The following is an 18,329-nucleotide window of genomic DNA, read 5'->3' on the forward strand; positions in this document are numbered from 1 at the left end:
ACCTGATCCCATCCCGAACTCAGCAGTGAAACGATGCATCGCCGATGGTAGTGTGGGGTTTCCCCATGTGAGAGTAGGTCATCGTCAAGATCAAATTCCAGAACCCCTGTCTGCTAACGCAGACAGGGGTTTTGTCGTTTAGATCGGCGAAATCGCCGGTAATGCGCCTCTCGGTTAGGACCTTACTGTTAACCCGTTAGCGCAATGCTCCACAAGGCATTTGCCCCTTGCAAAGCGGGTGCTTGTACGACAACCACCGGTCGGTTTCCTACGTAAAAGCACCATATGTCCTACAAATCTCTAAGTTTCGCCAACCTTTGGCCGAAAGCCTGAAGAGCCATGCGTGCACCGAAATAGAGCGGCCAAAGAAGCTGCCTATAACCCTTACATGGAATGTTCCTCTCGGCACGCTCACCCCTTTGGCAAAAAGAAGTCGATGATATGAATCTCAAGTTCAGCCATAAAATCCTGTTGGCCGCGTCAGGCGTCGTGGTGTTGGCCTTCGCGTTATTTACCCTTTACAACGATTACCTGCAGCGCAGCACCATCAAGCAGAACCTGGAGTCGTCCATCCAGCAATCCGGTGAACTCACCGCCAGCAGTGTCCAGAACTGGCTCAGTGGTCGGATACTGGTGCTCGAAAGCCTTACCCAAAACATTGCTCACCAAGGCAGTGATGCTGATCTCCCAGGGCTGGTTGACCAATCCGCGTTCACCTCGAACTTTCAGTTCACCTATGTGGGCCAGACCAACGGTGTGTTCACGCAACGGCCGGACGCAAAGATGCCCGACGGCTATGACCCCCGTCAGCGCCCCTGGTACAAGCAAGCGGTAGCTGCAGACAAGCCCATGCTTACGCCACCTTATATGGCCGCAGTGGGTGGGCAGATCGTGACCATCGCGATGCCGGTGAAAAAGAACGGTGAGCTGCTCGGCGTAGTTGGCGGTGACCTGAGCCTGCAGACCTTGGTGAAGATCATCAATTCGGTGGACTTCGGCGGCATCGGCCATGCGTTCCTGGTCAGCGGCGACGGCCAGGTCATCGTCAGTCCTGATGAAGACCAGGTGATGAAAAACCTCAAGGACATCTACCCCGGCACCCAGTTAAAAATCGAAAGGGTCAATCAGGACGTCGTTCTCAATGGTCAGGACCGCATCCTGTCATTCACGCCTATCAGCGGCTTGCCTGGCGCAGATTGGTATATCGGTCTTTCAATTGATAAAGACAAAGCCTACGCACCGCTGGGCAAGTTTCGCACTTCCGCATTGATCGCCATGTTAATCGCCGTGGTCGCGATTGCCGTACTCCTAAGCCTGCTGATCCAAGTCTTGCTGCGCCCCCTGACCACCATGGGCGTGGCCATGCAGGATATCGCCCAGGGCGAGGGCGACCTGACCCGCCGTCTGGCTGTCACCAGCAAGGACGAGTTCGGTGAAGTTGGCAGCGCGTTCAATCAATTCGTTGAGCGCATCCACGCTTCGATTTCCGAGGTGTCCTCGGCTACACGCCAAGTGCATGATTTGTCCCAGCGTGTGATGGCCTCGTCCAATGCTTCTATCATTGGTTCGGACGAGCAGAGCGCGCGCACCAACAGCGTGGCTGCAGCGATCAACGAACTGGGCGCCGCTACTCAGGAGATCGCTCGTAACGCTGCCGATGCTTCACAGCACGCCAGTGGTGCCAGCGAGCAGGCCGACGATGGACGCAAAGTGGTGGAGCAGACCATCCTCGCAATGTCGGCGCTGTCGCAGAAAATCAGCCTGTCCTGCACCCAGATCGAGACCCTGAACGCCAGTACTGACAATATTGGTCACATCCTTGATGTGATCAAAGGTATCTCCCAGCAAACCAACCTGCTGGCGCTCAACGCAGCCATCGAAGCTGCACGCGCGGGTGAGGCCGGTCGCGGTTTTGCGGTGGTTGCCGACGAGGTGCGCAACCTGGCTCACCGTACCCAGGAGTCTGCCGAAGAGATCCACAAAATGATCACGTCGCTGCAAGTGGGCTCGCGTGAAGCGGTCACTACCATGAATGCCAGCCAGGCCTCCAGCGAAGAAAGCGTAGAGGTCGCAAACCAGGCCGGTGAGCGCCTGGTCAGCGTGACGCAGCGGATCGTGGAGATCGATGGCATGAACCAGTCCGTCGCAGCAGCGACCGAAGAACAGACCGCCGTGGTGGAAACCCTCAACGTGGATATCAACCAGATAAACCTGCTGAACCAGCAGGGCGTGGCCAATCTCAACGAAACCCTGAAAGATTGCGATGCGCTGTCTCAACAGGCCAATCGGTTGAAGCAACTGGTCGATAGTTTCAAGATCTGACCCGCTGACTGATCAGGCAGGAGCGATTCACGTTGTTCCTGCCCGCTCAGCCAAGCATCCGGCGAACGTTGTACAACGCGCTATCGACGAAGCCTTGCACAAACTGTCTAAACCCTGTGTTCGCCTCATCTGTAGGTTCCGCGATAATCGTCCATGTCACCCGGGAACACTGCGCTCCAAGCGATTGCACCTGGATTGCCGCCCATAACCTGGCCACGCCCAGCGTGTTATAGATAGTGGTCCAGGTCATGTGCATGGCTTGCTCGTCCCGGCTATTGAGCTGCTCCACCACGCGGTTGCCATCGCGGAAAAACTTTGTACGCAAGGCGCCCACACCTGTGCCCGTCATCTCGATGTGCGTCAGGTCAGGAATGAACACATCGAAGCTTGCAAATTGCCCCACGATGTTCCACAGCCGCGTCGCATGACAGCCGACCACGACAGACGCCACTATTGGCAGACCGTTCGGGTTGCGAATTAACGTATCGGGTTGCAGCGGTTTCATGAAGTTGTCCTGAGGCATTCAAAAAAAGCCAATGGTCTTGAGGTAGTCGCAGCCTTTGCTCAACAGCGCCGGATCTTTTTCAGGATAACGTGCGCCCATCTGCCGGACCCCCTGTCGCGCGTTTTCGTGGCGAATCTTCGACGTGTCACCAATATCTTCATCCAGGCGGCCGAGATAAAAGCCCAACACGCCAAACAGGGCGTTGTCCTGGCCGACCGTTCGTAGCGCCTGTTGCCACCGCGCGATACTTACCCGCTTGAAGCGGTGGCCGGCTCGGCTGAAAGCATCCAGATAGCGGGCCCAGCTCAAAGGTTGTGGGTTGTGCAGGTTGAATACACTGTTGTCGGCTTGAAAGCGGGCGCAGTGGAACGCAATGAACCGAGCCAGAAAGTCCACCGGCATCAGGTCGAAGTTTAGTGCCAGTCGTGGCAGCTGACCCAGTTGCAATGATCCCTTGAGCATCAGCATCAAGCGATTTCTTTGCGGTTGGCACACACCCGTAACGCTGTTGAAGCTGACATTGCCTGGGCGAAAGATGTTCACCCAGGCCCCGCGCTCCACCGCACGGCCCAATTGCCGTTCGGCGACCCACTTGGACAGGTTGTAGCCATTCTTGATGTACAGCGGCAGCGTGGCGGCGGCGGGTGCTTCGAGGACATAGCCCTGTTTGTCGATACTGCTTGCAGCGGACAGCGTCGAGATAAAGTTGAAGACCTTTTTGCAGTGAGTCTCGCACAGGCGCAGGCACTCAAGCATGGGGTCGACGTTGTCCCTGGCCAGTGACGCGTAGTCCATCACGTGATTGACCTGAGCGGCGTTGTGTATCAGCACGCCGAAGTCTTTGGCGAGCGTGTCATAAGCGTCGCAGGCCAAACCCAATCGATGCAGGCTGATATCGGCGCTGAATACCTGCACCCGGCTCAGGTCCAGATGCTCCAGGCGATACTCGCGCAGCGCCTGTGTAAAGCGTGCCGTCGCCGAATATCCTGGTTCCGCGCGTACCAGGCAGGCCACCTGGGTTGCGCCACCGGCGAGCAACGCCTCGACGATATGGACACCGACAAAACTATTGGCCCCCGTCACGATCACCCGGTGCGGATCGCCCGCGCGGTCATCCGCCAGCGTGTTGTACACCCACTCTCTTTGAGCATCGCGAGCGGCCTGGCTGAAGCGCGCATCGGGTCGTTCGCCGTCCTCCACCAAGGTTGCCAGGGTACGAATCGTCGGCACCTCAATGAAGTGGCTAAGCGCGAAGCTACGGCCGAATTGCTCGCGAACGCGCAGCAAAAGGCTGGACAGCAAAATCGAATGGCCGCCGAGATCGAAGAAGCTTTCGTCGATAGATATTTTTGCCGCAGGCAATGCCAGCAGTTCGCTCCACAAGCGGGTCAGCCGCAAGTGAAGCGGGGTTTGTGCCGCGCAGCAGTCAGCCTGCGCAGTAGGCGAGAGCGGCAGTGCCAGCAACGCCCCGCGATCGACTTTGCCGTTGCCGGAACACGGCATGCAGGGCAGTAAATTCCAGAATCCGGGTCTCATGTAGTCCGGCAGCCACTGCCGCGCGTGTTGCTGCAGGGCCGCCACAGTGGCCCCCGGTTCAGGTTGGGCGACATAGCCTCGGATCCTGAATTCTCGGTCGATTACCACCGCCACCTGGCGATACAGCCGACTGTTACGCAAACACTGTTCAATCTCTTGCGGCTCAACCCGAAACCCTCGGATCTTCACTTGATCATCTCGCCGCCCCCCCAGTACGATCCCGTCGGCGGTCCACTTTGCCAAATCGCCGCTGCGGTAAGCCCGCAAACCCCGGCCGCCTGGCACGGCCAGCTCCACGAACGCAGGGGCGGACTGTTGCGCAACGTTTACATACCCCAGGCTCACCCCCGGCCCGACGATATAAACCTCACCCATCACTTCTTCATCCACCGGCTGCAGGTCGTCGTCCAGAATCAGCACTTGGCTGTTGGCGATGGGGTAGCCGAGGTTGCGGTTGCTATCTGCGGGGTTCAACGTCCGATGGGTAACCAGCACAGTCGCCTCCGTGGGCCCATAGAGGTTATGAAACCGACACTGCTTCGCCAGGCGTTCGATCACATGGGGTTCGCACACATCACCGCCGGTCATCAGATGCTTCAGGCCCAGTGGTTGTCCTGGTGGCAGAATGCTCAGCAGGGCTGGCGGTAGAAAGGCATGGGTGACGCGCTGCCGGTGGAGCAGACCCAGTAGCTGCCGAGGGTTTTGTCGTTGCTCCGCATCAGGAACGATCAATTCGGCGCCTACTATCAGCGCGGGGAAAATGTCGATCAGCGACGAGTCAAAGCTCAACGGCGAAAATTGCAGGACACGGCTCTGCTCATCCAGCTCCATACAGGACCTGAACCACGCCGCAAAATGTGCAAGGTTAGCCTGGCTGAGCAACACACCCTTGGGTTGACCTGTGGTCCCCGAGGTGTAGAACGTCATGCAGGGAGCATCAGCCGCGGGATGGTGACGCATCAGGGGTCGCGTCAAGTCGGCGCCGCGCAGTTCGACACTGCTGACATCCAAGGCAATGAACCGCCCCCGCAAGGGATGCTGGCCGGCGTCAAGCAACACCCTTGCATCCGCGCTTTCAAGCATGGCCTGATGGCGCTGAGGCGGATGATCCGGCCCTAGCGGCAGATACACCGCTGCGCAGCCCAGTACCGCAAGAATACTGGCGTACAACTCGGTGGATTTTTCCAGGCATACGCCGACCACTGCTGACGTCTGCGCAGTCTCCAGCAATGGTTGCAGCCGCTGCTGGATCGCCATGGCGTGAAGCTGCAATTGACGATAAAGCACTTGGTTGCCGGCGATGTTCAGCGCCGGCCGGTCAGCGAAGGTTTGAAGGCTGGCCTGCAACCGTTCGATTACAGGCACCTGGGCTTCCTGCATGGCAGCAGGGTCTTCAGTGCGGTTGAAGCGATGCACAAAAGCCAGCGCGTCAAGCTCGCCCAAACCCTGCTCGGGCCATTCATTGGCGGTGGCGCTCATGCAGAAATATTCAGGATCCCGCGAAAACCCACTGACGTGCAGCGCGACCCACTCCACCAACGCATGCGTGACCTGCAGGCGCAGGCGCTGGCCATTGCCGTTGCGCTCGTCCGCGACGTCCAGTACCGCTGACAGCTGCCGTCCAGGCCCATATGCGCGTAGTTGCAGCGCGGGCAGCCCGCAGTCGGCTACCGGGCCGACACCCAGGCGCAGGCTTAGTCGTGGAATTGGGCCGGTGTGATCCAGCGCTCCGTGGCTGCCGTCATCGAGACAAAGGTCGATGCCCTCGTCAGCCGAGGCATGACCATACTGTTCCAGTTCATGCCTGATGGCGCCCAAGGCGCTGCTGGCGCCAGCAAAGCCGATGGTCAGTCGCCGCATGTCGCCCTCCGGGACACTGGCAGGTAAGCGTCCAGCGCTTGCACCACGCTCGGCGTTTGCAGCAAACCGCTGTGTTGCAGGAAGCTGAGGATATTGCCCATCAACGGATGCTGCCGGGTGATGGGAAAGGCCAGCGCCGCGGCTTCATCGCGTAATGCACCGCGCAGGCTGGCGCTGATGTCGAGGTGTTCGATCAAGTGCAGGTCGAAGCTTTTTTGCAGATCGTTCGTCAGGTAATGGGCGAGGAAAATGGGCAGCACCTGGGCGATGCTATCGCGGTCTTCGTTGCTCGCAGCTTGCCAATACAAACGTACCAGCCGTGTCCAGAACCGGGCGTGGCGGCCTTCATCAAACAGGTGGTCGGCCATCAAGCCACGGATGGAGGCCTTGACGCTGGCGTCCTTGGAAAATGCCGCTACATCGTGGGTCACGGTGTTTTCGGCGATGGCCACGCCAATCAGTGCTATTGCATCATGCAAGCGGGCTGGCGCCTGTGCCTGCGCCGCCGGCAGCGCGCGGCTCAATTCGATTTCCCGCGGCGGCTCCAACGGTTGTATGCCGGTCATGGCGACGGTTTGCTGCAGGAAATCCAGCGCAACCAGTGCGTGGTAGTCCTCGTCCACGACGACGGTCATCGCGTCAATGCGACAGGCAAGCGGGAAGGGTACCGAGAACTGATTCTTGGCAATGCTGCGCGCGGTCTTGTCGACGATCTCGGTCTCGAATATTACGACGTCATTGATGAATTTGTAGAAGCTTTGCACCAGCACGAAATCGCGCCATTGCGGGCAGTGTTCCAGGAATGTCCCACAGAGCACCAAGGGTTGGCGGCACAACGGATAGATCAGCTTGTCATCGTCCTCCAGTAAGCGACGAGGACGTGTGCGGATGGTTGCGCGGCGCTCCCAGTCATCGGCGATGGCTTTGTAGTCGGCGGCGTTCATGGGTGCACCGCTTGCAACGAGGCCCGAACCTCGTCCCAGAAAGCGATACGCCCCTCCACAGCCGCCAGGGCGGCGTCGTTGGCCTGTTGCGGGTACGCCGGGTCCGCACTGGCGAGGCGCTGCAGCAACTGTTCGGCTGCCGGCCCATGGTCCTGGGCGTCCAATTCGATGTGCCGCTTGAGGTAGGCACACAAGGTAGGTGCCTGGCGACGGACCCCTTCATCAGCGTTCAGGAGGCGCGTGAACATCGTCGGGATGACATGCTCGCGACTGTGCAGAAAGGCTGCCGCCACGCAATGGGGCGGCGCGTTCAGCGCAAGGTGCAAGGTGCCGCTGACGAAGCAGGCTACGCCGGGAAGCACCTCGATCTCCTGTAAGGCGGCAGTTGCTTCCACGCCCTGGCGTTGTAGCGCGACAAAGCGGTTGATAGGCAAGGTGCTGGCGCCCACTTCAGTCATGGCCTCCAAGTAAAGTTCGAAGTGGCTGCAATAGCCTTCCCCCGGATGCAGGTCTGACTCCTCAGCCAGCACGATCTCGTTGATCAGGCGTGCGGCTTGCGGGTCGGCAGGTGGCAGCCAGGGCAGGCGAGTGCAGGTCAAGTCCTGCTGCAGGCGTTTGGCGAGGGTCATGAAGTCCCAGACGGCAAATATGTGGCTCTCCATAAAAAGTTGTAACTTGCGCAGGGAAGTTATTTCTGAAAATAACGGATGATTGCATAACTGCAGTTTTGCTGTTTCAAGTAACGGTTGATGCATGGTTGGTGCCTTAATTGTTGCGTCTGCTGTGAACACAGCGATAAGTGTTTTGTTGGCAAGAAGTGAGTGAGTATCAACCAGCCGCCGGCGCGCAGGGTCGCTCCATGAAAGGGCTGCAACGTCTAGTGAAGTGTCTGGTTCAGGAGTAAAAGATGATAAGCGGGTTAAACAAGTTGGCGAGCATACAAATGTGTTAGAAGTTTTTCTAAATAATATGTGCTGTAAGTTACTTTCTTGGTTGTCGGTGGGAAGTTTCCACGGGGCGGCGCGCTAATAGTTAGCCAGGCAGCCCCGCAACAGTGAAGTTCGAAATAGCAGCGGTGTGTTTATTGCGTGCGTTTAATGTTGTCGACATCCAAGCCGTTGAGGTACGCCGTGATCACCTCCATGCCTCGCATCAAATGATTGCGCAGCGTCAGGATGCTTTGCGCGGTTTTCTTTTGCGCCACCAGGCTCAGCAGTTCACGGTGATCTTCCTGGGAAGTCTCACCCAGGCCCATGGCTTCGAGGTTGTAACGCAGGAAACGTTCTTCCTCGTTCAAACCGTGTTCCACCAATTTGAGCAGCCGCTGGTTCGGCGCCTTGCCATACAGCGTCATGTGGAACAGCCGGTTGAGGCGACCGATCTCGCGGTAGTCTTTTTCCTGCTCCAGAGCGTCGATGATGGCGTTCGCCTCGACGATATCTGCCTCGGTTAGCAAAGGAATCGACAGGCGCAGCGCCTCAGATTCCAGCAGCATCCGCAGTTCATAGGTTTCGGCCGAGTTATCCTCGATCAACGGTGCAACGACGGCACCCTTGTGGGTCACCACATGCAACAGTGACTGGGCTTCCAGCTGGCGTAAGGCTTCACGCACCGGCATCCGACTGACCCCGAACAAGCTGGCCAATTCCTGTTGGCGCATGGCGGTACCGCAGGGCAACCGACCATCCAGGATGGCGTTGCGCAAGGTTTCTTCAATCACGGAGCGAGCGAGATGCGCGGGAATAGGTCCGCTGATCTTGATGCTGTTCAAAGGGGTCGGCTTATGCGTCACGGTTACGCTACGCTCCTTATTATAATGGGGTGGTTAATTGGATCCAAAGGCACACTAGGGGCTGCCCATAAGCTTGTCAAACCCGCACGGTTTCGGCTTGTAAGCGGCTCAACATAGCGCTCCGAGCACCCACAGCCAGGTTTTATCGAGTCTTACGCAGCCACGTTCAACTTGCCTGCCTTCGAGCCGGCGATGGCGATGACACCCGGATATCAGGCCAGCGCAGTATGACCCTGGGCGCCCAGCCGCGGGGGATCGCGCCAGAACACTTTCTGTCTATCGTTATTCTCTAACGGTATTTAAATTGATGTTCTTATATCTATAAAGTCAACATCCTGTCTGACCGGGAGTGACCTTATGTCCGCCATCTCTACTGTTCCAACAGCGACCGCCACCACCCAAACCTTTGATATCCGTCCGTTGCCCGGCAGTGTCGGCGCCGAGATCATTGGTCTGAATTTGTCGCAACCGGTCAACGAGCAGGATTTCGCACGCATCCATCGCGCGCATCTGGAGCATCACGTCGTGGTGTTCCGAGACCAACGTATCACCCCTGAGCAACAGATCGCCTTCAGCCGCCGCTTCGGCGTGCTGCAGATCCACGTGCTCAAACAGTTCTTGCTGGCCCACCACCCGGAAATCCTGATCGTTTCTAACATCATTGAAAATGGCCAATCCATTGGGCTGGGTGACGCGGGCAAGTTCTGGCATTCGGACCTGTCCTATAAGGAGCTGCCAAGCCTGGGCTCGATGCTGCACGCGCAGGAGCTGCCCAGCGAAGGCGGCGACACCTTGTTCGCCGATATGCACAAAGCCTGGGACCAACTACCCGAGCACCTGCGCAAAGCTGTTGAGGGGCGCAGCGCCGCGCATTCCTACACTGCGCGTTACAGCGAAACCAAATTCGAAGGCAACTGGCGACCCACGTTGACGCCCGAGCAGCTTGCCCAGGTCGCTGAAGTGGTGCACCCCATTGTGCGCACCCACCCGGAAAGCGGCCGCAAGGCGCTGTTCGTCAGTGAGGGCTTCACCACCCGCATCGTCGGCCTGCCGGAGGACGAAAGCCGCGATCTATTGGCCCAGCTCTACGCCCACAGCGTGTTGCCACACAACATCTACCGACACCACTGGCAGCCCCGCGACCTGGTGTTCTGGGACAACCGCTCGCTGATCCACCTGGCTGCCGGTTGCCCGAGCCATCTGCGCCGCAAGCTGTACCGCACCACCATCCAGGGCGACGGACCTTTCTGATTCGGAGCATGACCATGTCCAGGAAAATTCCATTTGCACGCCTGGCCGCGACCGTCGGCCTGGGTCTGAGCCTGCTGGCCGGCAGCCTTGTTGCGCCAGCGGCCGCGCAGGCAGAAGGCGAGATTCGCATCGCCGAACAGTTCGGCATCGTCTACCTGCTCCTCAATGTCGTGCGCGACCAGCACCTGATCGAAAAGTACGGCAAGCAGGCGGGCATCGACATCAAGGTCGACTGGACCCAGCTGTCTGGCGGTGCCGCGGTCAATGATGCACTGCTTTCAGGCTCCATCGACATCGCCGGTGCCGGCGTCGGCCCGCTGTTGACCATCTGGGACCGCACTTATGGCAAGCAGAACGTCAAGGCCGTGGCATCACTGGGCAACTTCCCGTACTACCTGGTGAGCAACAATCCCAAGGTCAAGACTATCGCCGATTTCACCGAGAACGATCGCATCGCGGTACCGGCGGTGGGCGTGTCTGTGCAGTCGCGCTTCCTGCAATATGCCGCGGCCAAGCAGTGGGGCGACAACGCATTCAATCGCCTCGACAAATACACCATTGCCGTCCCGCATCCGGATGCCACCGCCGCCCTGATTGCCGGCGGCACCGAGCTGACCGGGCACTTTTCCAACCCGCCGTTCCAGGATCAGGCCCTGGAGAATCCCAACGTGCATGTGGTGCTCAACACCTACGACCTGCTCGGTCCGAACTCACCCACGGTGCTGTTCGCCACCGAAAAATTCCGCAATGACAACCCGAAAACCTACAAGGCGTTCGTTGACGCATTGACCGAAGCGGCGCAGTTCGCCCAGAACGATAAAGGCGCCGCGGCCGACACTTACCTGCGCGTGACCAAGGCCAGGATCGACCGCGCCGCACTGTTGAAAATCATCGATAACCCGCAGTTCGAATTCAGCGTCACGCCCAAGAACACCTACCCGCTGGCGCAATTCCTCTACCGCGTCGGCGCCATCAAGCACAAGCCTGAATCCTGGAAGGACTACTTCTTCCAGGACGCCAAGCCCCTGCAAGGAAGTTGAGATGAACGCACCCTTGCAAGGCCACACGGCCAGCAACCTGCACACCGCCGCGCCGTTGCTGGCGATGGATAACGTCAGCCTGGAATACCGCACCCCCGAGCGCGTGGTGCGGGCCACGCACCAGGTGAGTTTCGAGATCGACCCGGCCGACCGCTACGTACTGCTCGGCCCGTCGGGCTGCGGCAAGTCCACGTTGCTCAAATCCATCGCCGGGTTTATCAAACCCTGCGAAGGCGAGATCCGCTTGCTGGGGCAGAAGGTCGAACAACCGGGGGCGGACCGCATCGTGGTGTTCCAGGAATTCGACCAATTGCCGCCGTGGAAAACCGTCAAACAGAACGTGATGTTCCCGCTGCTGGCCTCGAAGACCTTAAAGCGTGTCGACGCCGAAGAACGCGCGCTGCATTACCTCGACAAAGTCGGCCTCAGCGCTTTCGCCGACGCCTACCCGCACACGCTTTCCGGCGGCATGAAAGCCCGCGTGGCGATTGCGCGGGCGCTGGCCATGCAGCCGAAAATCCTGTTGATGGACGAACCCTTCGCCGCCCTCGACGCGCTGACCCGGCGCAAGATGCAGGAAGAACTGCTGCTGCTCTGGGAAGAGGTGCGTTTTACCCTGTTGTTCGTCACCCACTCCATCGAAGAGGCGCTGGTGGTCGGCAATCGTATCCTGCTGTTGTCGCCCCATCCCGGACGGGTGCGCGCGGAAATCCACAGCCATCAATATGACCTGCACAGCCTCGGTGGCGTGGCGTTCCAGGCGTCGGCGCGGCGGATTCATCGCCTGCTGTTCGATGAAGCACCCCAGGCCGAACGTGAGTTGGGTTTTGCCGACATCCGCATCGCTTATTGAAAGGGTGACTCTATGCGCCAGGAATACGAAATCACCCTCGAGCCGCTGCTCAGCGTCCCTGTGGAACGCGAGCTGCCCCTGCGCCAGCGCCTGTGGCAACAAGGCTGGCTGCGCAAGGGCCTGATCCTGATCGTGCTCGCGATCCTCTGGGAAGCCGTCGCGCGCTACCAGAACAATGACTTGTTGCTGCCCAGTTTTCTCCAGACCGCTCACGCCCTTTACGACGGCTTGCTCAGCGGCGAGCTGTTGAGCAAGGTGAGTATCTCGCTGGTCGTGCTGATCAAGGGCTACCTGATCGGCATCGTGCTGGCGTTTGCCCTGACCACCTTGGCGGTCTCGACCCAGCTGGGCCGCGACCTGCTGAGCACCCTGACGTCCATGTTCAACCCGCTGCCGGCCATCGCGCTGTTGCCGCTGGCGCTGTTGTGGTTTGGTCTGGGGCAGAACAGCCTGATCTTCGTGCTGGTGCATTCTGTGCTCTGGGCACTGGCACTCAACACCTACTCGGGGTTTCTGGGGGTGTCCGAAACCCTGCGCATGGCTGGCCGCAACTATGGCCTCAAGGGCATGCGTTTCGTGCTGTTCATCCTGATTCCGGCGGCGCTGCCGTCGATCCTTGCCGGCCTCAAGATCGGCTGGGCATTTGCCTGGCGCACGCTGATCGCCGCCGAGCTGGTGTTCGGCGCCACCAGCGGCAAGGGTGGCCTGGGGTGGTACATCTTCCAGAACCGCAACGAGCTGTATACCGACAAAGTGTTCGCCGGGCTGGCCGTGGTGATCCTGATCGGCCTGCTGGTGGAGAACCTGGTCTTTGACACGTTCGAGCGGCTCACAGTGAAACGCTGGGGCATGCAGCGCTGAATACGCTACGATTGCGCCGAGTTCACTCCCCACCGAACACGAGTGCCTGGCATGCAACTACCGGACATGAACCTGCTGGTCGCCCTCGACGCCTTGCTGGATGAGGGCAGCGTAGTCGGCGCGGCGCGCCGCATGAACCTCAGCCCGGCGGCCATGAGCCGCACCCTCACGCGCATCCGCGAAGCCGTAGGCGATCCGATCCTGGTGCGCGCCGGTCGCGGCCTGGTGCCGACGCCCAAGGCGCTGCAGTTGCAGGGCCAGGTGCGCAACGTGGTTGAGCAGGCAGCGTTGCTGTTTCGCTCGGCGGATCAGGTGGACCTGAGCACGTTGCGCCGCCGCTTCAGCGTGCGCGCCAATGACTTTTTCATTGGCGTGTATGGCGGTCGCCTGTTCGACACCATGGAGCGCATGGCGCCGCTGTGCGAGCTGTGCTTCGTGCCCGAAGGCGACACCGACGACGAAGCCCTGCGCGAAGGGCGGCTGGATTTGCGGGTGAGCAACACCCTGCCGGCAAGCCCTGAGGTGAAGGTGCAGAACCTGTTTTCCACTACCTTCGTCGGCCTGGCGCGGGAAGACCATCCGTTGTTCGACGAAGAAATCACCGCCGCCCGTTTTGCCAGCTATTCCCATATCAGCATCTCGCGGCGCGGCATTGCCCGTGGGCCGATCGACACCGCGCTGAACGCCCAGGGCCTGGAGCGCCGCGTGGCGATGATCGCCCCGGGCTTTCACGGCGCCATGTTCATGCTGCCCGATTCCGACCTGCTCCTGCCGGTGCCCAAGGAAGCGCTCCTGAGCGCCAACCGCCTCAAACTGCCGCTGCGCGCGTTTGCCTTGCCGATCTCCCTGCCGACGCTGGTATTGGCCCAGTTCTGGCACCCGCGTTTCGACAAAGACCCCGCCCATAAATGGCTGCGTGAAACCATGCGCGAGAGCTGTCATGCCACATGGCTGGAAGCACAACCGGCTTGAAGTGGATGCGGTCTATGTGGGAGCTGGCTTGCCTGCGATAGCGGTGGGCCAAATAACCAATCTGTATCAGACAGTCCGCCATCGCAGGCAAGCCAGCTCCCACAGGCATCAACACTGGATTTTAGAATTGCGTCTGACGCACTTATAACCTGCCAACAAGTAACTTTTTGTCATGGATTTACCTGATTAAACTGCTCGGGTATTGACCATTCCGAGTTACCTGTTCATGACTTCCCTCGCTGCACCCGCCCTTGAGGCCGCAGCCAAACCCACCGCCATCACTCCTCCCGTCTTCGGCCCGCGCATTATCATCGGCCTGGTCGGCGTGTTGCTGGCGGTGCTGATTTCTGGCCTCAACGAGATGGTCACCAAGGTCGCGCTCGCGGATATTCGCGGTGCGCTGTCCATCGGTTTTGACGAAGGCACCTGGCTGGTTGCGGCCTACACCGCCACTTCGGTGTCCGCCATGGCCTTCGCACCCTGGTGCTCGGTGACGTTCTCTCTGCGCCGCTTCACCCTGTGCGCCATCGGCCTGTTCACGCTGCTTGGCATCCTGTGCCCGTTCGCGCCGAACTACGAAAGCCTGCTGGTGCTGCGCACCGTGCAAGGCCTGGCCGGTGGCGCGTTGCCGCCGATGCTGATGACTGTCGCGCTGCGCTTCCTGCCGGCCAGCGTCAAGCTCTACGGCCTGGCCGGCTATGCACTTACCGCCACGTTTGGCCCGAGCCTGGGCACGCCGCTGGCGGCGCTGTGGACCGAGTACGTCGGTTGGCAGTGGGCGTTCTGGCAAATCGTCGCGCCATGCCTGCTGGCGATGGCCGCCGTGGCCTACGGACTGCCCCAGGATCCGCTGCGCCTGGAGCGCTTCAAGCAGTTCAACTGGCGTGGCCTGCTGCTGGGCTTTCCGGCGATCTGCATGCTGGTGATCGGCATCTTGCAAGGCAATCGCCTGGACTGGTTCGAATCGGGGCTGATCACCTTTCTGCTGTGGGGCGGCAGCGCGTTGCTGGTGCTGTTCATGCTCAATGAGTGGTCGCACCCCATGCCGTTTTTCAAGCTGCAGATGCTCGGCCTGCGCAACCTCTCGTTTGCCTTGATTGTGCTGGCGGGCGTGCTGATGGTGCTGACTTCGGTGATCATCATCCCGTCCAGTTTCCTCGCCCAGGTCCAGGGTTATCGGCCGCTGCAAACCGCGCCAGTGATGTTGCTGATGGCGCTGCCGCAATTGATCGCGTTGCCGCTGGTGGCGGCGCTGTGCAACCTGCGCTGGGTCGATTGCCGCTGGGTGCTGGGGATCGGGCTGGGCATGCTGGTGCTGTGCTGCGTGGGCAGTTCGCAGCTGACCTCGGCGTGGATTCGCGACGACTTCTACGGGCTGTACCTGCTGCAGATTCTGGGGCAACCGATGGCCGTGCTGCCGCTGCTGATGCTGTCCACCGGCAGCATCCAGCCAACGGACGGCCCGTTCGCTTCGGCCTGGTTCAACACCATTAAGGGCTTGGCCGCCGTGATCGCCACGGGCGTGCTCGATACCTTGACCACCCAGCGCCTGCACTTTCATTCGACCCGGTTGGTGGACCGCCTGGGCAACTCGCCCCTGGTCGAGGGCGAAGCGCCGGGCTTGGCGCACCGTCTGCACGAGCAGGCCGTGGTACTGACCTCTTCGGATCTCTACTGGGTCATGGCCGCGGTCGCGGCCGCGTTGATCCTGCTGATTTTCTGGATGCCCACGCGGATCTTCCCGCCTCGCGCACCGACTTGATTGAAGGACTGTTCATGAAACGCAAAGATAAAATTGCCGTCTCCGTTATCGCCATATTGGCGGTTGGCGTAATCGTGTACCTGGCCGCGCCGGGTCTGCTGGGCAGCAAGCGCCAGACCACCAACGACGCGTTCGTCGCCGCAGACTTCACCCTGGTGGCGCCGCGTGTGGCGGGCTTCATCAAGGAAGTACTGGTGGAGGACAACCAGCGTGTCAAGGCCGGCCAGTTGCTGGCGCTGATCGACGACCGCGATTTCCGTGCCGCCGCTCAGGCAGCCGACGCCGATACCTTGGTTGCCCGGGCCCAGCTGAAAAACGCTGCCGCGACCCTTGAACGCCAGAGCTCGGTGATCGCCCAGGCGCAGGCCACTGTGGCGGCGGATCGTGCCGAAGTGGCCTTCGCCGAACACGAATTGAACCGCTACAACCACCTCGCCGGAGTGGGCGCGGGCACCGTGCAGAACGCCCAGCAAGCCAAGACCCGCATCGACCAGGCCACTGCGCGCCTGGCCAACGCCACGGCGGTGCTGGCGGCCGAACGCAAGCAAGTGGAGATCCTCACCGCCCAGCGCGATGCCGCCGAAGGTGGGCTCAAGCGCGCCCAGGCCGCGCTGGAGCTGGCCAGTTATCAGCTGTCGTACACGCGCATCGTCGCCCCGGTGGACGGCATGGTCGGCGAGCGTGCGGTGCGGGTTGGCGCTTATGTGACGCCAGGCAGCAAGATCCTCGCCGTAGTGCCATTGGAACAGGCCTACGTGGTGGCCAACTTCCAGGAAACCCAGCTCTCCCATATGCATGCCGGCCAGGCTGTGCAGGTGCGCGTCGATAGCCTGGACGGTGAGCTGCTCAACGGGCATCTGGAAAGCCTGGCGCCCGCCACCGGGGTGACCTTCGCTTCGATCAAGCCGGATAACGCCACCGGCAACTTCACCAAGGTCGTGCAGCGCATTCCGGTGAAAATCGTCCTCGAACCCAACCAGGCGCTGACCGAACGCCTGCGGGTCGGCATGTCGGTGGAAGCCACCGTCGACACCCAGCCGACCGCGCAGCAGCATGAGGTGGCCCAGCAATGAAACAGATTGCCTGGCTTACCTTGAGCCTCATCAGCCTGAGCGCCTGCACCGTTGGCCCGGATTTCCACAAACCCGACAGCCCACAACTGACGCAATGGAGCCAACCCCAGGGGCGCCAGGCGGCCAGCCGTGCCGTCAGCGACCCGTTGCAGGAGCGCTGGTGGGACGTGTTCCACGACCAGCAGCTCTCGGCGCTCACGCGTCGTGCGCTCACCGGCAACCTCGACTTGAAACTGGCCAGCAGCCGCTTGGAACAGAGCCGCGCCGTACGCCAGGTAACCACCGCCGAGCGCTACCCCGATGTCGACGCCACGGGGGCCTACCAGCGCAAGCGCAACAGCGGCAAAGGCTTGAATGATCCGTCCGGTGAAAACGGCCGTTCGGCGTTCAACCAGTGGGACATGGGCTTCTCCGCATCCTGGGAGCTGGACTTCTGGGGTCGCGTCAAGCGCGAAACCGAAGCCGCCGACGCCACCCTGCACGTCGCCGAAAACGACCGCCGCGCGGTGCTGCTGTCAGTCCTGGCCGAGACCGCCCAGGACTACATCCAACTGCGCGGCGTACAGAACACTCGCGCCGTCACCGAGCAAAACCTCGACGTTGCCCGCCATAGCCTCAAACTTTCGCAATTGCGTTTGGCCGACGGCGTGGCGACGGATCTGGATGTCGCTGAAGCAGCAGCGCAAGTCGCCGCCATCGAAGCACGCCTGCCGGATCTTCAGCAGCGCCAGGACCAACTGATCAACGCCCTCAGCCTGTTGATGGGCGAGCCGCCCCAGGCCTTGAATGCGCAGTTGTCCAAGGACGCCGCCGTGCCGCAAACCCAGCGCCAGGTTGCCATCGGCCTGCCGTCGGAACTGGCCGAGCGTCGCCCGGATATCCGCCAGGCCGAAGCCCGGCTGCATGCTGCCACTGCGAACATTGGCGTGGCCAAAGGTGACTTCTACCCACGCATTACCCTGTCGGGCAATCTTGGCTCCCAGGCCATGCAACTGTCGGATTTCGGTTCCTGGGGCTCGCGCGCCTTTGCCTTCGGCCCGCAGTTCAGCGTGCCGCTGTTCAACGGCGGACGACTGCAGGGCATGTTGAATCTGCGTGAAGCCCAGCAACAGGAAGCGGCGCTGGCGTACCAGCAAACGGTGCTGCGGGCCTGGCATGAAATCGACGACCAACTGACCCGCTACAACGCCAGCCAACTGCGCCGCGACAGCCTCGCCGAAGCCGTGCGCCAGAACCGGATCGCCCTGCGCACCGCGCAGCAGCAGTACGTGGAAGGCGTGGTGGATTTCGTCAACGTACTCACCGTGCAAAGCGCGCTGCTGGCCACGCAGGAGCAGTGGGTGGAAAGCTCGACGGGTGTGTCCCTGGCGATGGTTGGGTTATACAAAGCGCTGGGCGGAGGGTGGGAATCGGTGTATCCGCTGCAAACCGCCAGTGATCTGGGTGCCATTACGGCGAAGGACGCACGGTAGTGTCGAGCCAGACCTACGACTGGTAGGCACTCGGTTGTAGGACACGTCCTGATTGAGTCGTGGGTGAACCCTAAACGTCTCGCGAG

Annotated in this window: 14 protein-coding genes and 1 rRNA gene; 10 read left to right on the forward strand and 5 right to left on the reverse strand. The window is 60.6% G+C overall.

What is annotated here, in order from left to right; translation table 11 throughout:
* Nucleotides 1-90, forward strand: a 5S ribosomal RNA gene (gene rrf, locus H0Z09_RS02680); the annotation flags it as partial.
* Nucleotides 91-441: 351 nt separating this feature from the next.
* Nucleotides 442-2,322: a methyl-accepting chemotaxis protein gene (locus tag H0Z09_RS02685; protein ID WP_186687024.1), complete on the forward strand. Its 1,881-nt coding sequence runs from the start codon at nucleotides 442-444 to the stop codon at nucleotides 2,320-2,322.
* A 46-nt stretch (nucleotides 2,323-2,368) separates the two neighbouring features.
* Here H0Z09_RS02685 and H0Z09_RS02690 read toward each other — a convergent pair whose 3' ends face one another.
* From H0Z09_RS02690 to H0Z09_RS02710, 5 genes are all read right to left on the reverse strand, one after another.
* Nucleotides 2,369-2,827 (reverse strand): SRPBCC family protein, encoded by a 459-nt coding sequence (locus H0Z09_RS02690; RefSeq protein ID WP_186687027.1) that lies wholly within the window; start codon nucleotides 2,825-2,827, stop codon nucleotides 2,369-2,371.
* Between the two features lie 18 nt (nucleotides 2,828-2,845).
* The gene (locus H0Z09_RS02695; RefSeq protein ID WP_186687030.1) at nucleotides 2,846-6,223 is read right to left on the reverse strand and encodes an amino acid adenylation domain-containing protein; all 3,378 of its coding nucleotides are present in this window, start codon (nucleotides 6,221-6,223) and stop codon (nucleotides 2,846-2,848) included.
* On the reverse strand, nucleotides 6,211-7,167 hold the full coding sequence (locus H0Z09_RS02700; RefSeq protein WP_186687033.1) for a diiron oxygenase: 957 nt from the start codon (nucleotides 7,165-7,167) through the stop codon (nucleotides 6,211-6,213). Before H0Z09_RS02700 ends, H0Z09_RS02695 begins: the two co-directional genes overlap by 13 nt.
* Nucleotides 7,164-7,922: a DUF3050 domain-containing protein gene (locus tag H0Z09_RS02705; RefSeq protein ID WP_186687036.1), complete on the reverse strand. Its 759-nt coding sequence runs from the start codon at nucleotides 7,920-7,922 to the stop codon at nucleotides 7,164-7,166. The genes H0Z09_RS02700 and H0Z09_RS02705 overlap by 4 nt, the downstream gene beginning before the upstream one ends.
* A 326-nt stretch (nucleotides 7,923-8,248) precedes the next feature.
* On the reverse strand, nucleotides 8,249-8,959 hold the full coding sequence (locus tag H0Z09_RS02710) for a GntR family transcriptional regulator (protein WP_076951476.1): 711 nt from the start codon (nucleotides 8,957-8,959) through the stop codon (nucleotides 8,249-8,251).
* A gap of 357 nt (nucleotides 8,960-9,316) precedes the next feature.
* Between H0Z09_RS02710 and H0Z09_RS02715 the strand changes: the two genes are divergently transcribed.
* The 8 genes from H0Z09_RS02715 (at nucleotide 9,317) to H0Z09_RS02750 (ending at nucleotide 18,243) form a co-directional block, all read left to right on the forward strand.
* Nucleotides 9,317-10,210 (forward strand): TauD/TfdA family dioxygenase, encoded by an 894-nt coding sequence (locus H0Z09_RS02715; protein ID WP_186687039.1) that lies wholly within the window; start codon nucleotides 9,317-9,319, stop codon nucleotides 10,208-10,210.
* A 14-nt stretch (nucleotides 10,211-10,224) separates the two neighbouring features.
* Nucleotides 10,225-11,250 carry an ABC transporter substrate-binding protein gene (locus H0Z09_RS02720; protein ID WP_186687041.1) on the forward strand — a complete coding sequence of 342 codons (1,026 nt, stop codon included), beginning with the start codon at nucleotides 10,225-10,227 and terminating at the stop codon, nucleotides 11,248-11,250.
* 1 nt (nucleotide 11,251) lies between these two features.
* Nucleotides 11,252-12,103 carry an ABC transporter ATP-binding protein gene (locus tag H0Z09_RS02725; protein ID WP_186687044.1) on the forward strand — a complete coding sequence of 284 codons (852 nt, stop codon included), beginning with the start codon at nucleotides 11,252-11,254 and terminating at the stop codon, nucleotides 12,101-12,103.
* A 12-nt stretch (nucleotides 12,104-12,115) separates the two neighbouring features.
* Nucleotides 12,116-12,964 (forward strand): ABC transporter permease, encoded by an 849-nt coding sequence (locus tag H0Z09_RS02730; RefSeq protein WP_106805510.1) that lies wholly within the window; start codon nucleotides 12,116-12,118, stop codon nucleotides 12,962-12,964.
* Between the two features lie 51 nt (nucleotides 12,965-13,015).
* Nucleotides 13,016-13,936, forward strand: a complete 921-nt coding sequence (locus H0Z09_RS02735; protein WP_186687046.1) for a LysR family transcriptional regulator — start codon at nucleotides 13,016-13,018, stop codon at nucleotides 13,934-13,936.
* A 226-nt stretch (nucleotides 13,937-14,162) separates the two neighbouring features.
* Nucleotides 14,163-15,698 carry an MFS transporter gene (locus H0Z09_RS02740; protein ID WP_186687048.1) on the forward strand — a complete coding sequence of 512 codons (1,536 nt, stop codon included), beginning with the start codon at nucleotides 14,163-14,165 and terminating at the stop codon, nucleotides 15,696-15,698.
* A gap of 14 nt (nucleotides 15,699-15,712) precedes the next feature.
* Nucleotides 15,713-16,771 (forward strand): HlyD family secretion protein, encoded by a 1,059-nt coding sequence (locus H0Z09_RS02745; protein ID WP_186687050.1) that lies wholly within the window; start codon nucleotides 15,713-15,715, stop codon nucleotides 16,769-16,771.
* Complete coding sequence (locus H0Z09_RS02750; RefSeq protein WP_186687052.1) at nucleotides 16,768-18,243, forward strand: efflux transporter outer membrane subunit; 1,476 nt, start codon at nucleotides 16,768-16,770, stop codon at nucleotides 18,241-18,243. The genes H0Z09_RS02745 and H0Z09_RS02750 overlap by 4 nt, the downstream gene beginning before the upstream one ends.
* Nucleotides 18,244-18,329 lie beyond the last annotated feature (86 nt).

Origin of the sequence: Pseudomonas sp. SWRI18 (assembly GCF_014268345.1) — a bacterium.
Classification (GTDB): Bacteria; Pseudomonadota; Gammaproteobacteria; order Pseudomonadales; family Pseudomonadaceae; genus Aquipseudomonas; species Aquipseudomonas cedrina.

Excerpts from the sequence above, each read along its gene's own strand:
- H0Z09_RS02685 (WP_186687024.1), top strand. The coding sequence starts at position 442 with ATGAATCTCAAGTTCAGCCATAAAATCCTGTTGGCCGCGTCAGGCGTC.
- H0Z09_RS02690 (WP_186687027.1), bottom strand. The coding sequence starts at position 2,827 with ATGAAACCGCTGCAACCCGATACGTTAATTCGCAACCCGAACGGTCTG.
- H0Z09_RS02695 (WP_186687030.1), bottom strand. The coding sequence starts at position 6,223 with ATGCGGCGACTGACCATCGGCTTTGCTGGCGCCAGCAGCGCCTTGGGC.
- H0Z09_RS02700 (WP_186687033.1), bottom strand. The coding sequence starts at position 7,167 with ATGAACGCCGCCGACTACAAAGCCATCGCCGATGACTGGGAGCGCCGC.
- H0Z09_RS02705 (WP_186687036.1), bottom strand. The coding sequence starts at position 7,922 with ATGCATCAACCGTTACTTGAAACAGCAAAACTGCAGTTATGCAATCAT.
- H0Z09_RS02715 (WP_186687039.1), top strand. The coding sequence starts at position 9,317 with ATGTCCGCCATCTCTACTGTTCCAACAGCGACCGCCACCACCCAAACC.
- H0Z09_RS02720 (WP_186687041.1), top strand. The coding sequence starts at position 10,225 with ATGTCCAGGAAAATTCCATTTGCACGCCTGGCCGCGACCGTCGGCCTG.
- H0Z09_RS02725 (WP_186687044.1), top strand. The coding sequence starts at position 11,252 with ATGAACGCACCCTTGCAAGGCCACACGGCCAGCAACCTGCACACCGCC.
- H0Z09_RS02730 (WP_106805510.1), top strand. The coding sequence starts at position 12,116 with ATGCGCCAGGAATACGAAATCACCCTCGAGCCGCTGCTCAGCGTCCCT.
- H0Z09_RS02735 (WP_186687046.1), top strand. The coding sequence starts at position 13,016 with ATGCAACTACCGGACATGAACCTGCTGGTCGCCCTCGACGCCTTGCTG.
- H0Z09_RS02740 (WP_186687048.1), top strand. The coding sequence starts at position 14,163 with ATGACTTCCCTCGCTGCACCCGCCCTTGAGGCCGCAGCCAAACCCACC.
- H0Z09_RS02745 (WP_186687050.1), top strand. The coding sequence starts at position 15,713 with ATGAAACGCAAAGATAAAATTGCCGTCTCCGTTATCGCCATATTGGCG.
- H0Z09_RS02750 (WP_186687052.1), top strand. The coding sequence starts at position 16,768 with ATGAAACAGATTGCCTGGCTTACCTTGAGCCTCATCAGCCTGAGCGCC.